Annotated in this window: 10 protein-coding genes, 1 tRNA gene and 1 pseudogene; 1 reads left to right on the top strand and 11 read right to left on the bottom strand. The window is 43.5% G+C overall.

Annotation, left to right across the window (positions count from 1 at the left end):
* Positions 1-294 precede the first annotated feature (294 nt).
* From ACO4PX_RS04100 to ACO4PX_RS04075, 6 genes are all read right to left on the bottom strand, one after another.
* A tRNA-Pro gene (locus tag ACO4PX_RS04100) sits at positions 295-367 on the bottom strand.
* A gap of 40 nt (positions 368-407) precedes the next feature.
* Complete coding sequence (locus tag ACO4PX_RS04095) at positions 408-1,676, bottom strand: threonine/serine exporter family protein (protein WP_315365398.1); 1,269 nt, start codon at positions 1,674-1,676, stop codon at positions 408-410.
* 160 nt (positions 1,677-1,836) lie between these two features.
* Positions 1,837-3,747: a hypothetical protein gene (locus ACO4PX_RS04090; protein WP_315365397.1), complete on the bottom strand. Its 1,911-nt coding sequence runs from the start codon at positions 3,745-3,747 to the stop codon at positions 1,837-1,839.
* A 146-nt stretch (positions 3,748-3,893) separates the two neighbouring features.
* Complete coding sequence (locus ACO4PX_RS04085) at positions 3,894-5,348, bottom strand: alanine/glycine:cation symporter family protein (protein WP_485554883.1); 1,455 nt, start codon at positions 5,346-5,348, stop codon at positions 3,894-3,896.
* A 255-nt stretch (positions 5,349-5,603) separates the two neighbouring features.
* Entirely contained in the window at positions 5,604-6,593 is a 990-nt protein-coding gene (locus tag ACO4PX_RS04080; protein ID WP_485564012.1) for a helix-turn-helix transcriptional regulator, read from the bottom strand.
* A 162-nt stretch (positions 6,594-6,755) separates the two neighbouring features.
* Complete coding sequence (locus ACO4PX_RS04075) at positions 6,756-7,298, bottom strand: glutathione peroxidase (protein ID WP_007157825.1); 543 nt, start codon at positions 7,296-7,298, stop codon at positions 6,756-6,758.
* 224 nt (positions 7,299-7,522) lie between these two features.
* On the opposite strand from ACO4PX_RS04075, the gene ACO4PX_RS04070 reads away from it, so the two are divergent.
* Positions 7,523-8,221, top strand: coding sequence for a DUF542 domain-containing protein (locus ACO4PX_RS04070; protein WP_485571610.1), 699 nt, complete (start codon positions 7,523-7,525; stop codon positions 8,219-8,221).
* An 857-nt stretch (positions 8,222-9,078) separates the two neighbouring features.
* Here ACO4PX_RS04070 and selA read toward each other — a convergent pair.
* The 5 genes and pseudogenes from selA to ACO4PX_RS04045 form a co-directional block, all read right to left on the bottom strand.
* Positions 9,079-10,476: an L-seryl-tRNA(Sec) selenium transferase gene (selA, locus tag ACO4PX_RS04065; RefSeq protein WP_485571608.1), complete on the bottom strand. Its 1,398-nt coding sequence runs from the start codon at positions 10,474-10,476 to the stop codon at positions 9,079-9,081.
* A gap of 276 nt (positions 10,477-10,752) precedes the next feature.
* Positions 10,753-11,169 (bottom strand): ATP synthase F1 subunit epsilon, encoded by a 417-nt coding sequence (gene atpC / locus ACO4PX_RS04060; RefSeq protein WP_007157828.1) that lies wholly within the window; start codon positions 11,167-11,169, stop codon positions 10,753-10,755.
* A gap of 12 nt (positions 11,170-11,181) precedes the next feature.
* Positions 11,182-12,576, bottom strand: a complete 1,395-nt coding sequence (gene atpD / locus ACO4PX_RS04055; protein ID WP_007157829.1) for a F0F1 ATP synthase subunit beta — start codon at positions 12,574-12,576, stop codon at positions 11,182-11,184.
* Positions 12,577-12,596: 20 nt separating this feature from the next.
* The gene (atpG, locus tag ACO4PX_RS04050) at positions 12,597-13,460 is read right to left on the bottom strand and encodes an ATP synthase F1 subunit gamma (RefSeq protein WP_183683038.1); all 864 of its coding nucleotides are present in this window, start codon (positions 13,458-13,460) and stop codon (positions 12,597-12,599) included.
* A 21-nt stretch (positions 13,461-13,481) separates the two neighbouring features.
* Positions 13,482-13,920 (bottom strand): annotated as a pseudogene (locus tag ACO4PX_RS04045) (F0F1 ATP synthase subunit alpha); the annotation flags it as partial.

Raw genomic sequence — 13,920 nt, 5'->3', positions numbered from 1 at the left:
CTTTCTGCTTTTTGCTGTCTTGTTTTTTGCGACAGCTTGTGTATCTTAACACCCGTTTATGGGACTGTCAATAGTTTTTTAAAATTTTTCTTACTTTTCGATGTTTTGCTTATTTTTTTCTCTGCTATCGCCGATAATAATTACCCATTAATTTTCGTGACATCTTTCCCTGTTACCGGATGAGATAGTATTTCTACAAAGCATAAAAGCATTACTTTTTTAAAGCAGTCTGTATCATGCTTATAGAATCCGTCAAAAAAGGCTTTGCAAAGTTTCCTTTACAAAGCCTTTTCCTCGGAATGACAGGACTTGAACCTGCGGCCTCTTGACCCCCAGTCAAGCGCGCTACCACCTGCGCTACATCCCGATAGGGAAAAATATATCTTATTTTCCCCCACAATGCAAGCTTATTTTGATTTTTTTTGGAAGAAACTCTGGGGAATCTGTTGCACGATTCCAATAGCAATAGCAATGGTAAAGGCTGTAAGAAAACAAGACCGCCCATATTTTAACGATAATGCTCCATTTCCCGTAATTAAATAATAGATTGCTTTATATACACCAATACCCGGAATCAGGGGGAATATACTGGTGGATAAAAAGATTGTGGCGGGGCACTTTCTCTTGGCCGCTAAGGATCGGGAAAATACTGCCGCAAAAATCCCCGAAAACAGAACCGCCATGGAATCCATTCCTGAAATATCCTCCACCATCAGATAAATGAACCAGGAAACAGAACCGATAATGCCGATATCCCAAAAGTATTTATAATGTACTTGATAAAGAAGGGCAAAGGAAACCGTACCCATCCCTGCCGTCACTGCACAGAGCGCTTTATACAATACCCCATAAAAATTTATTCCCTGGGCCTCTCCCATTTGCATAGCAAAGGGTAAAACCTCCGTCGTTGCCGCAACCCCAACGGACATCGAAACACAGGTAAGCATCGCGGTAAGCAGCAAAGACGTTCCTACCAGATAGTTATTTTGAGAAAATTCTCTCACGGAATTCGTAAAAAAGGCTCCCGGAACCAATAGCATCAAAGCACCAAGCATTACTCGACTAGGATGTTCGCCAACTCCGAAATAATACATCACATTTACACTCAGAGTTACCACACAGCTTCCCAAAATTGTCATAATATAACTTGTACTCACAAAGCGGGACAAGTAATAACTGGCTATTCCCAAACATATACCGGCCAAACCGGATATGGCAGAATCCATAAAAGGGACTCCAAGAGCCATGGCAAAACCGAAGGATCCAAAGTAATAGGCAACTAAAATCCAAAAAAATCCATATCCCTCTATTTTGTCTATGGCATCCAAACGTCGCAAAATTTCCGCTTTCGGAATTCTATTCTCCACGGAAAGGCTGCGGGACAAGGTATTCACCTCTTCCACCTTCCGCAAATTATAAACTGTATCCGGTATATTCATTACACCGGATTCTTTTATACCTTGCTCATTGGTACCGGAGGCAAAGATTCCTCGGTTTAAAACATAAGTGGAAAAATGCTGAATTCCCAATGATTTTGCCACATAATTCATAGTTTCTTCTACGCGGTAGGTTTCTGCACCGCTTTTCATGAGCATTCTTCCCACCGCCATGGGAATCTCTATATCCAATCCTGAACAACTCTGCCCCGTATCCAATTTTTCCAATATCTCTGCCATCTTAAGCTTCTTCACCCCTACTATGTAATTTTCTCAGCAAAAGAGGGAAGAATTTATCTTCCCTCTTTGAGAATCTCATATTACCCTAGGCAGATTTAAATTGCAAGGGATGAGAGCACAGTCCTTCTTCGTATTTTGAAATTTTGTACAAAAAGCTTTATTAGGATGGATTTGCGGTACTGCTTTCCGCTGCAGAGCTACTCTCCTTCTCTTCATTTGCAGAAGAGCTTTCTTCCTTATTCTCTGCACCGGACTCTGTGCTTTGCGCCGCAGGATCCTTTACGGTTTCCTCTACAGTATACTTGTCCAGCTTCTGGCTTACGCATTGATTCCGAAGAGAATTCAGGTCTTCAAATCCGCTAAAATTGAATTTTACAGTACTAAACCAAGCTACAACTCCTGTATCGATGGTGGCGTAGTGATAAGGAATGTCCATATCATTTAAATCTACTGTGACCTTGCCGCTTCCCTCATCCATAAGGTTGGTAAATGCGCCTGTAAAGTAATAACTGTGCTGAGCGGAATAGCTCTTATCCGGAATGTTAATCTGTACATTGACCTTCATTACCGGGAACATGATATTGTGCTCAAAGGCATTGGCACTCTTGGAAGTCAGGAAATAATATCCCAAGTATTCCGCTCCCACAAAGCTTACCTCTTCTCCTTGGCTTGCTAACTGAGACTGAATCTTATCTGTAATCTCCTTCTGCATATCCTGCAATAAAGAATCTGAAATTGCGTCAGCCTTTTCCACATAGGAAGGTAAGCCCTCTACCGTAATCTCTTTTTCTGTTTCCTTAGGAGCAATACCATATTTTTGAATCAAAGATTCCGGATTGGCCGGCTCGATTTTCACCTTTACCTTGTCACCATTCTTCAAATCCATGGAAGGTTCAACCGTGAAGTAGTAACCCTTGGAGCCATCCATATCTCCGGTTCCTTTCCACTCCACAGCTCCCTCCGGGGAAATGCCGGTGAACTTATAGTCAAAATCCTTAAAGGCATCAAAAAGCTGTACATCCTTTAAACCTTCTACCTTGAATTCTGTTCCCTTAGAGCTGAATTTGACTTTAAATTGTTCTTCCAGTTCTTCCTGATTGAATCCCCAGCTAAGCTTTACGGTCTCTCCGTTCTTCAGCTTTCCGTCCGACGAATCCCCTTCAATCTTCCAGTTTCCGTCAACGTAGAAATCATAAAGCAGCTCTGCCGCTCCGTAGTTCTTGGTCAAGCTGTCCTGCAGGAAATTCCCGCTTTTCTTCAACTTGATTTTCTTTTTGTAATCCTTCAGGTACGCATCCTTATCAAACTTCACTAAGGCTTTTCCGTAGCCATCATATCCGTCAAAGCTTACAGTGACATACTTATCCAAATTGACTTTTGTCTTTCTTGGTAATAAAGCGAAGAAAGATGCCAAAACAAGTAAAATCAAAACAACGGCAACTCCTACAAAAAGTGCGGAATTATTCTTTCCTGCATTTTCTGCATTGGCATTGTCTTTTACCTGTTTTTTTGCCTTGATTTCTTTGATTTTTTTGTCGGTTTCCGTTTCTGCCTTCTCTTTTAATTCGGATGCCTTTTCCGCTACAGCTGCACCTGCTGTTGTAGCTGCCTCCTCTACTTTCTTTACTACTTCTTCAGCCTTAGCCCCGGCTTCCTGAGTCGCTTCTTCAGCTTTGGCTTCTGCTTCCTTTGCAAGCTCTGCAGCCTTGTCCTGAACTTTTTCTGCTGCTTCTCCCGCGTGGGCTTGTGCCTCTTGAACAGCTTCTACGGCATGAGCTTGTACCTCTTGAACAGCTTCCTCAAGCTTGCTTTCCGCTGCTTCAGCCTGCTTTTCCACCTCAGGAGCAATTTCATTCACTTTATCCTGAGCTTCCTCTGCCAGCTGTTCCACCTGCCCTTGCGCTTCCGTTGCAAGATTCTCAGCCTGATTCTTCATCTCTTCTTTTCCTTCTTCCAACTTTTCTTCTACAGCTTCTGCTGCTGCCTGAAGATTCTCAGAAGGAGTGCTCCCGGCTTCTCCGGAATCACCCTCTTGCTGTAACTTTTCCTTTTGTTCATCTTGTTGTTCCATACTGACCTCCCCTTAATGAAAAGTATTATTTCACTAGCTTAAGAATACCTTTTTAAGGATGAAAAGGCAAGAATAATATTATTTCCCGGTAATAAGGGAGAAACCGCATCTTTACAGCCGGTTTCTCCCCTAGATAGATTCTGTGTTTAATTCTTTTCTTTACGTTCTTCCTTCAAGCGCTCTTCGTAATCCTTTAAGGCTGCCAGAGCTTCTCTACTTAATGGATACATGACAATGAGATTGAAAATGGTCATCAATCCAACGCCCATATCTCCCATATCCCACACTACGGTGTATTGCGCCAAGCCTCCCACAAAGAGCATAATCAAAGCAAAAATCTTATAGCCGGTTTGGGACGCCCAGTTGTCTCCGAAAATGTAGGAAATATTGGAACGGGCATAGAACAGGATTCCCAAAAAAGTGGAAAAGCTGAAGAGCCACAAAATAATCGCAATAAATATCTTTCCGAAGGAGCCGAAGTGGTATGCCATAGCAGTTTGCAAAATATCCATTCCCTGCAGATTTACAATCTGTGCTTCCGGTACCAAAAGCATGATAAAAGCGGTACAGGAACAGATTACAATGGTATCAATGAATACCCCCATAGCCTGGAATAATCCAATTTTCGCCGGGTGATCCGTATCTGCCGCAGCTGCCGCACAGGGCGCAGAGCCGGAGCCTGCCTCATTTGAGAAAAGTCCGCGCTTCACACCATTCATCACAACCGCACCGAAACCGCCTGCCACCATTTGCCGAAGGCCGAAGGCTTCAGAGAAAATTCTCTGAAATACGCTAGGCAGAGAAGTAATATTTCTCAGGATTACAAAAACAGTAAGAGCAAAGTATAAGCCGGCCATCACCGGTACAATCACATCCAAAACCCTTGCTGTAGCGTGTTTTCTTAAGACTATTACCGCTGCCAGAAGCACAAGAATCACTGTGGAAATAATCGGTTTAACGGAAAAAGCATTTTCAAAAGCGGAGGACACGGAATTTCCGATTACCTGACTGATTCCTCCCCAACAGATCAAACCAGAAAGAGCAAAAAGAATCGCAATAATATTCTTCTTTTTAGGAATTTCTCCATTCAACTCCTCTCCCGGAGCCTTCTTAAAAAAGAAGTCATGGATGTAGTAGGCAGGACCGCCACGGAATCCCCCGTATAAGGGATCCTTTCTCTTATGCAGCTGGGCTAATGTCGCCTCTACAAAAGCAGTGGAAGAACCAATTAAAGCAGTAATCCACATCCAAAAAACCGCACCGGCTCCTCCTGCGGAAATGGCTGCAACCACTCCCACAAGGTTTCCCATTCCTACTCTTGTGGCCGTGGAAACAATCAGAGTCTGCAGGCCGGACAGCTTTCCTTTCTTTAGATCGCCCTTTTCCTTTCCTTGAGGCTTTTCCAAAATCACCGCCACCATCTCTGAAAATAAACGGATGGGAAGAAATTTCGTGCGAATCGTGTAATAAATGCCGGCAGGAATTAATAGAATCACCATCAAGGACAGCCCCAGACTGCTTCCTCCGGGTAGTGGAATCTTTACCAAGTCTCCCCATAAAAATCCGGTTACCGCTTCAATCATCGATACAATAAGTGCCATAGTTTCCTCCCCTTCTTGACTTAATCACAAATTTCAGCCATTCCTTCAATATAGTTTCCACCGATACAATTTTCTGCGAATTCATTTGGCTTTCTTTGCGCTTTTTCACTTTTACGCGTTTATGCTTTTATGTACTAAAGTAATGAGTGTAAAAGAAAAAGCACAATGTGCTTTTCCCTATTGTAACAGCTATTTTCTTTTTGGCAAGAACTTTTCTTTCCTGAGAGGATTTAACATTTTCTTTCCTGAGAGGATTTAACAGTATTCATCCAAGCCCTTCTTCATAGCATGAATATATGCTTCCTTAACATCTTCCGGCCCTTGAATTTTTACGACTCCTCCCAAAGAGAACACCCAAGCAAAAAACATTTCACTCACTGCCACATCCACATGACAAATGGCATAGCCGGGCTCTTCCGCAGGAAAAAGGGAAATCTCTTTTCCGAAACGGTCCAGGAGAATTCCCACCATTTCCTCTCGAAAGATAAGGCTCACCTTCTTCCGTTCTCCTGCAAACATGGAAAAGGTTCTTTGCCGAAAATGCTCCATATCCAGATTCTGAAAAGCATCTTCCCCTAGTCTTTTCTCATCAAGAATCCGGATATTCTTCATTTTGTCCACCCGGTAGTGTTTAAAAATCTCCTCCTCTCCATCATAGCCAAGAAGGTAATAATTTTCATTTTCCAGAATCAAATTCCAGGGACTGACCAGGTAGGGCTTTTTCTTTTTCTCCACCAGTTCTTTTGCCATATTCCATTGCAGGTAGGAAAAACTGATTTGCCTGTTTTCCGCAATAGCTCTATGCAATTCGTCCACCACATAATAGATGGATTCGTTCATGCTCTTGATTCTTCCGGGGAGCATCAGCTGACGGTTTAATTGTCTGGCTTCATATTCACTGACAAAGGTAGTAAGCTTCTTGATTAGTTCCTTGGATTTTTTCTCCGTAATAAAGCGGGAGGCCTGCACCGCATCCGCCAGAAGCTTACATTCCGCCAGTTCAAATTCCTTACTGCCAAGATAATAGACATAGCTTCTGCCCTGCTTTTCCATCACCACATCATAGCCCATTTGGCGAAGGCACTCCAAGTCATCATAGACACTTTTCCGATCTGTCTCAATATCCAGCTCTCTTAAATAATCTTGGATTTCCGCCATGCTTAGTGGATGCTCTTCATCAGCTTTGTGCAGTAATATTTCTCGCAAATGATACCACTTCCACTTTTGATTCCTTCTTTTCGCCATATCCGCCCCCAAAAATCAGAATAATGCGCTCAAATACTATACACACATTTTAACAGGAAAAGGCACAATAGGATATTCAGAATTGCAGAATATTCAAAACGAGTATCCCGCCTTTTCAGGATACTCGTTTTAAATAAAAATTATATCGCTTAGTCTAGCAAATTATAAGAGTGCCTCTACTGCCTTCTTCACATCCTCCATAGAGTGGGTTGGCTCAAAACGCTGTACCACATTTCCCTTTCTATCCACCAAGAATTTCGTAAAGTTCCACTTGATGTCCGGATTCTTCTTGTATTTTGGATCCTTGGCAAAGCACATCGCCCCCATGGCCATAGCCTTTACGCCCGTTCCAAATCCCTCAAAGCCCTTTTGCTCTTTAAGATAGCCGTATAAAGGAAGAGCATTGGCACCATTTACCTCTGCTTTTTTCATCTGATCGAATTCTGTTTTGTACTGTAGGGTACAGAACTCGTGGACTTCATCATCCGTTCCCGGCGTCTGTCCTGCAAACTGATTACAGGGAATATCCAAAATCTCTAAACCCTTTTCATGGAAATTCTCGTAGAGCTTCTGTAAGTCCTCGTATTGCGGTGTAAATCCACAGCCTGTTGCCGTATTGACAATCAAAAGCACCTTTCCCTCATACTCTTTTAGAGATAGCATTTCCCTATTTCTCTTCTCTACACTGTAATCATAAATTCCCATAATTTCCTCCTATACTATACTTTTCCTCGAGCTCTAAACTCTTTTAATAGCCGTTTTATCTATAAGATTGTTCGCAATTTAATTTTACTCTATTATATTTCATTGTCAAGAATTTTTTAGCTTGTATTTTATCCATATTGATTTTGTTACATTTGCAACATTTCTTTTATTTTTTCTTTGCTATCCTAAAGTCGTAAAGAGAAGTTATCAGGAGAGGAGTCTATATGATTACGAAAGAAATGACTTTAGCGGATGTGGTAAAGGAATATCCCGGCACCATTCCCTATTTAAATGAATATCGTTTGGATTATTGCTGTGGAGGACATGATCCTATTGCACAGATTGCCAAAGAGAAAAATATTGATTTAGAGCCTTTTATGCAGGAGCTGGAAAGATTGGCAGCCCTTCCAAAGAAGAATAATTTAGATTACGAGGGAGAATTGCAGCGTTTCCGTTCTCTGTCTGTACCGGAAATGCTGGCGGATTTAGAGCGCAGCCACCATATCAAGGAAAGAGAGCTAATGGCAGATGTAGAGGCTCTTTTAAACAAAATTCTTGTGGTGCACTACGAACACCATGGAGAAGAGCTTAGTTCCATTCATCACCACTTTGCCCTCTTAAAGGCGGACTTGGAAGAACATTTTGCAAAAGAAGAAAAACTGGTCTTCCCGATTATGAAAAAATCCGGTAAACCAAGTTCTGAAGACATTGCCTATGTGAAGGGTTTGGAGGAAGAACACAGTGGAGCAGGAGATCTGATTAAGCTTTTACAGAAAGAGACAAATTTCTTTACAGCCCCGGAGGATGTTTGCCCTACCTACAGAAGATGCTTCAGCCAGATGGAAGCCTTGGTAGAGGATATTTTCATGCATATCTTTAAGGAAAATTCCATCGCCTTTCCGGAGTATTACGAGCAGGAATAAAGGGGGCGCTCCGATGCATTTTGGGTCTATACTCGGGGCACGTTCCCGCTATGTTCACCCCTACTTAGGGAAGGAGTATATTTATTATTGAAATGACGCTCCGATGCAGTTTTAGTCTATACTCGGGGCACGCTCCCGCTAACTTCGCCTTCGCAGCGGTACTAACTTCAAGCTTCGCTTTGCTCGCTTTCAGTAAGTACCGGCGGGCTCAGATTGCCCCTCATACAGACCAATACTGCATCAGTCGCTTCCGTAAATTAATTTCCACAGCTCTTCCCTAAGTAGGCTTTCCACAAGTACCGGCGGGCTTAGATTGCCCCTTGTACAGACCCATACTGCATCAGTCGCTCACACTAGTAAATTTCTACAGTCTTTCCCTACCCAGGCTTTCCACAAGCACTGACGGGCTCAGATTGCCCTCTCCCTTAGGCCTGTACTGTAAATTCATGCTTTTATTTTCCGTTTTATTTTCAAAAAATGGCTACAAAAAATCAAAATAAAGCTATTTTCGTCAATATAAGTCCGAATACGGATAGTCTTAGCCCGATATTTGCTGATAGCAAGCGAAGCGAAGGACTGTTGAAATTAATTGATGGGAGCGACTGATGCATATGGGTCTGTATGATGGGCAATCTGAGCCCGTCAGTACTTACTGAAAGCGAGCAAAGCGAAGCTTGAAGTTAGTACTGCTACGAAGGCGAAGTTAGCGGGAGCGTGCCCTGAATACAGACCCATATGCATCAGAGCACCTCTTGATATTGAATACAGTCCTTCCCTACACAAAAATTAAGCTAGCGAGAGCGTGCCCCGTTTCAGACCTATATTGCTTAGAAAATTTATAGCTACTTTATAGCATTCTAGTACAGAGCCTCCTGAAAGGTCTCTACAATTTCATTTAACTCTTCTTCCTGTATGGTTCTTAAGTCCATCCAGTAATCATCTTCCCAAATTCGTCCGATAATCGGTGTTTTTCCCTTTCGCAGTCTGGCTTCCAGCTGGGAGACGGATAGCTTTTCCGGATGATAAACCAAAGCATAGCTATCCATATAAGTATCCGGTAGAGAACCGCCTCCCACCTGTGCCTTGGAGGGCTGCAAAGAATATTCTCCGGGGATAGATTCCTTTTGGAACAAATGAAGCAATGCCTCTCCCCGCTTTTTCACCACAGCTTGCTCTTCAGACAGCATACGGAGCACCGGAATTCTTTCTTCAATCCCCTCCTCCTTCAGATATTCTAAAAAGCATAGTTCCAATGCGGTTATGGTAAGCTTATCTACCCGAAGAGCCCTGGTAAGAGGATTTTTCTTCATTTGATCAATATATTCTTTTTTTCCGATAATAATTCCTGCCTGAGGGCCTCCCAAAAGCTTGTCTCCGCTGAAACAAACCACATCCACACCGGCTTCGATAGCTTCCTGTACCGTAGGTTCGTGGGGAAGTCCGTATTTTTCCAAAGGAAGGAGCACGCCGGAACCTAAATCCTCAATAATAGGAATTCCGGTTTCCAGAGAAAGAGGCTTTAATTCTCTGGCCTCTACAGATTCCGTGAAACCGCAGATTTTGTAATTGCTGGTATGCACCTTTAAGAAAGCTTTTGTATTTTCATTTACAACTTCCACATAATCCCGATAATGAGTCTTGTTGGTGGTTCCTACTTCCCGCATCTCCGCTCCGGAAGCGGCACAAACATCCGGAATACGGAATTTTCCGCCTATTTCCACCAGCTCTCCACGGGATACCACAACCTCCCCCCCCTTAGCCAGGGTAGAGAGAATCAATAAAACCGCCGAAGCATTGTTATTGACCACCATGGCATCCTCTGCGCCGGTGATTTTGCAAATGCTGTCCTTAATATGACTGTAGCGCTCCCCCCGCTCTCCCTTTTCCAAGTCATATTCCAGGTTGGAGTAGGAAGAAAGCATCTTGGCGAGCTCCTGTCCGATTTTCGGAGAAAGCAAAGCACGACCAAGGTTGGTATGTAAAATGGTGCCTGTGGCATTAATCACCTTCTTTAACTTCGGCTTTACATCGCCCTCGATACGCTCCGTAATCCGACTGTAAAGAGAAGAAAAGGCCTGTTCTATCCGACTTTCCTCTTCTTCCTCCCGAACGCATTTTCGGAGATTTTCCACCTCAAGCCTTACGCAGTCCGTAACATAGGATAAACCGTAATCCTGAATAAAAGAGAGAATCTGCTCCCCCTCCAATATGTTGTCAATTTTGGGAATTCTTCTAAAAAATGCATTTCTATCCATGGTCTTCTTCCTTTTCTCTTGTGTTTATACTTTCTTTAGAATCTATTGTACCATAAATTCACTAAAGGACAGCTACATTGAGAGAAAAACTCCGGGATTTCCATCCGAATTTTTTGTATAAAGAAAGAGCTTAGAAGAAATGCTTTAAGGGCGTGTCCCCCAAGCCTTCATTCTAAGCTCTAAATTTCTACGATTCTTTATAAAAATTGCTTTTATAAAGTCTTGTTATAACAAAATATCATTTTTATAAAATACCGTTTTTATAAAATAGTATTTTTATAAGCTGCTATTTTTTCCTGCTGTTTGTAAACGGATAAGCGCACGATAAAGCTTTGCCTGATTCCGAAGTCTTTGTTCTTCGGAAAGCTTTTCATCCTGAATCTTCTTCTCAGCTCGCTCCTTGGCTCTCTCAGCACGATCAACATCGATTTCCTCGCTCCACTCAAAGGTGGTGGGAATCAATCGACAATGGTTGTCCATCATGGAAAGCATTCCTCCGATACAGGCTGCCTTTCTTTCGCTACCATCCTTCATAATTACCTTGGCTGTACCCATACCTACCGCTGTGCAGTAATTGATGTGGTGAGCCATGATAGCCAGGTCTCCTGTAATGGTTCTTAAGCTGACACGTTCTACTTCATCGTCAAATTTTTGCCCATCCATAGAAACAATCTCTAAATGGAAGTTTGCCATAAAGGTCCCTCCTTACTGTTTCTTAGCTTTTTCAAAAACTTCATCGATGTTTCCTACTAAGAGGAAAGCAGACTCAGGAAGCTCGTCACATTCTCCGTTCAAAATCATCTTAAAGCCGCGGATAGTTTCCTTTAATGGAACATACTTTCCTGCAAGACCGGTGAACTGCTCTGCTACAGAGAAGCTCTGAGACAGGAAGTTCTGAATCTTTCTGGCACGGAAAACGCTAATCTTATCTTCCTCAGACAATTCATCCATACCCATGATGGCGATGATATCCTGTAATTCCTTATATCTCTGGAGTACCTGCTGTACACCTCTTGCCACCTGGTAGTGCTCTTCTCCTACGATTTCCGGAGTAAGAATACGGCTGGTGGAATCCAAAGGATCTACTGCAGGGTAAATTCCCTTACTTGCGATATCTCTGGACAATACGGTGGTCGCATCCAAGTGGGTAAATGTTGTTGCAGGCGCCGGGTCGGTAAGGTCATCCGCAGGCACATAAACCGCCTGAACGGAGGTGATAGATCCCTGCTTTGTGGAAGTAATACGCTCCTGCAAAGCACCCATGTCTGTTGCCAGTGTTGGCTGATATCCTACCGCAGAAGGCATTCTTCCGAGAAGTGCGGATACCTCTGAACCTGCCTGGGTAAAACGGAAAATGTTATCAATGAAGAGCAATACGTCCTGGTGCTTCACATCACGGAAGTACTCCGCCATGGTCAGACCGGAAAGAGCAACTCTCATTCTCGCTCCGGGCGGCTCGTTCATCTGTCCGTAAACCAGGGCAGTCTTATCCAAAACGCCGCTTTCCTTCATTTCTCCGTAAAGATCGTTACCCTCACGAGTACGCTCTCCTACACCGGTAAATACGGAAATACCGCCGTGGGCTGTTGCCACGTTGTGGATCAGCTCCATGATCAATACGGTTTTACCTACTCCCGCACCACCGAAAAGTCCGATTTTTCCTCCCTTTGCGTAAGGACAAATCAGGTCTACTACCTTGATACCTGTCTCCAGGATCTCTGTAGCAGGGGTCTGCTCCTCGAAAGAAGGAGCCGGACGGTGAATCGCCCATCTTTCCTCTGTCTCAGGGGCAGGTTTTTCATCTACAGGATTTCCCAAAATGTTGAAGATTCTTCCCAAGCAGGGCTCTCCAACAGGTACTGTAATGGGGTTTCCTGTATCAACAGCTTCCATTCCTCTAACCAAGCCATCGGTGGAACTCATTGCGATACAACGTACCACATCATCTCCCAACTGCTGTGCAACCTCCGCAATCAGCTCGGTATCTCCAAGCTGAATGGAAATTGCGTTCAATAAGGAGGGGAGTTCCCCTTCCTGGAATCGAATATCCAGGACGGCACCCATGACCTGTATAACCTTTCCTACATGTTTTTCTGTCATGTATCTCTCCTTTTTCTACACTACAACTCTTCCGCACCGGCAACGATTTCCGTGATTTCCTGGGTAATACTTGCCTGTCTTGCTCTATTGTAGAATAGACTTAATTTATCAATCATCTCTCCGGCGTTATCTGTAGCCGCCTCCATAGCCGTTCTTCTTGCCGCCAGCTCACTGGCAACAGAAGTACAAATTCCGCTATAGACCAGCCCTGCAAGATATTCCGGTACTATCGCATTAAAAACATCTTCTCCACTTGGCTCGTAGAGAATCAGGTTACGAATCTTCTTCGCTTCTTCTTCGCTTTCCTCTTTAAAATCAGACAAGGGCAAGAGAGAAATAGCTCCTGCCTTCTGGCTCATCATGGACACAAAATCCGTATAGATCAATGCCACATGGCCGAATTCCTGATTTTTATAGGCTTCACAGATTTTCTGGGCAATGCTGTAAGAGTCGGAAATTCCAACCTCTCCAACATGAGTATAGCTGTCATTAAACAGCTCATACTTCTTCTGCCGTCCATACTCTAAGGCTTTCTTTCCTAATGGGAACAAAGCAAATTCCTTGCCCTTGATTTCTTCCTCCAGGGTACGGAAAAGATTGGCATTATAGCCTCCCGCCATACCACGGTCTCCCGCAATCAATACATAGCACCACTTCTCGGAGCTGTTTTTCTTGGTATAGGGAGAAGAAAAATCTGTATTTCCATTGGCAATCTCAGAAAGAGTTTTCTTTAAAGTCTGAAAATACGGTTTGGTATTCTCCGCCTTTTCCTTTGCCTTTCGAAGCTTAGAGGAAGCTACCAGCTCCATGGCCTTGGTAATCTGCATGGTATTCTGGATGCTTTTAATACGGAGTTTCACTGACTTCATATTTGCTGCAGCCATGTTTTCTCCTTCTTCCTGGGTTTACAGTCTCTTTAAAAATTCCGCTGTAAAACACTCTAAGCTAGCCTTAAGTTTCTTCTCTGTCTCTTCTTCCAGCTTACCGGTTTCTCTGATGGCATTCATTGCGCTCAGAGCCTCTGCATCGGCATCTAAGAAGTGATAAAGCTCTTCCTCATAGTGACGGATATCCTTAACCTCTACAGCAGTCAGGATTCCCTGAACTACCGCATAAAGAATGGCAACCTGCTTCTCAACGGCGACAGGCTCTCCCTTACCCTGCTTCAGTACCTCTACGATACGTTCACCCTGGGCAAGTCTCTGCTTGGTATCCTGGTCAAGGTCGGAACCGAACTGTGCAAAGGACTGTAACTCTCTATACTGAGAGTAAACCAGCTTCAAGGTTCCCGCTACCTTCTTCATGGCCTTAATCTGCGCATTTCCTCCTACACGGGATACGGAA

The sequence above is a fragment of the Oribacterium sp. genome (assembly GCF_057249185.1).
Note: the sequence above shows the minus strand (reverse complement) of the source record. Positions and strands in the feature narration are given on the sequence as shown.

Bases quoted from the DNA above. Each gene is read 5' to 3' on its own strand.
- ACO4PX_RS04095 (WP_315365398.1), bottom strand. From the start codon at position 1,676: ATGGCAGAGATATTGGAAAAATTGGATACGGGGCAGAGTTGTTCAGGA.
- ACO4PX_RS04090 (WP_315365397.1), bottom strand. From the start codon at position 3,747: ATGGAACAACAAGATGAACAAAAGGAAAAGTTACAGCAAGAGGGTGAT.
- ACO4PX_RS04085 (WP_485554883.1), bottom strand. From the start codon at position 5,348: ATGGCACTTATTGTATCGATGATTGAAGCGGTAACCGGATTTTTATGG.
- ACO4PX_RS04080 (WP_485564012.1), bottom strand. From the start codon at position 6,593: ATGGCGAAAAGAAGGAATCAAAAGTGGAAGTGGTATCATTTGCGAGAA.
- ACO4PX_RS04075 (WP_007157825.1), bottom strand. From the start codon at position 7,298: ATGGGAATTTATGATTACAGTGTAGAGAAGAGAAATAGGGAAATGCTA.
- ACO4PX_RS04070 (WP_485571610.1), top strand. From the start codon at position 7,523: ATGATTACGAAAGAAATGACTTTAGCGGATGTGGTAAAGGAATATCCC.
- selA (WP_485571608.1), bottom strand. From the start codon at position 10,476: ATGGATAGAAATGCATTTTTTAGAAGAATTCCCAAAATTGACAACATA.
- atpC (WP_007157828.1), bottom strand. From the start codon at position 11,169: ATGGCAAACTTCCATTTAGAGATTGTTTCTATGGATGGGCAAAAATTT.
- atpD (WP_007157829.1), bottom strand. From the start codon at position 12,576: ATGACAGAAAAACATGTAGGAAAGGTTATACAGGTCATGGGTGCCGTC.
- atpG (WP_183683038.1), bottom strand. From the start codon at position 13,460: ATGGCTGCAGCAAATATGAAGTCAGTGAAACTCCGTATTAAAAGCATC.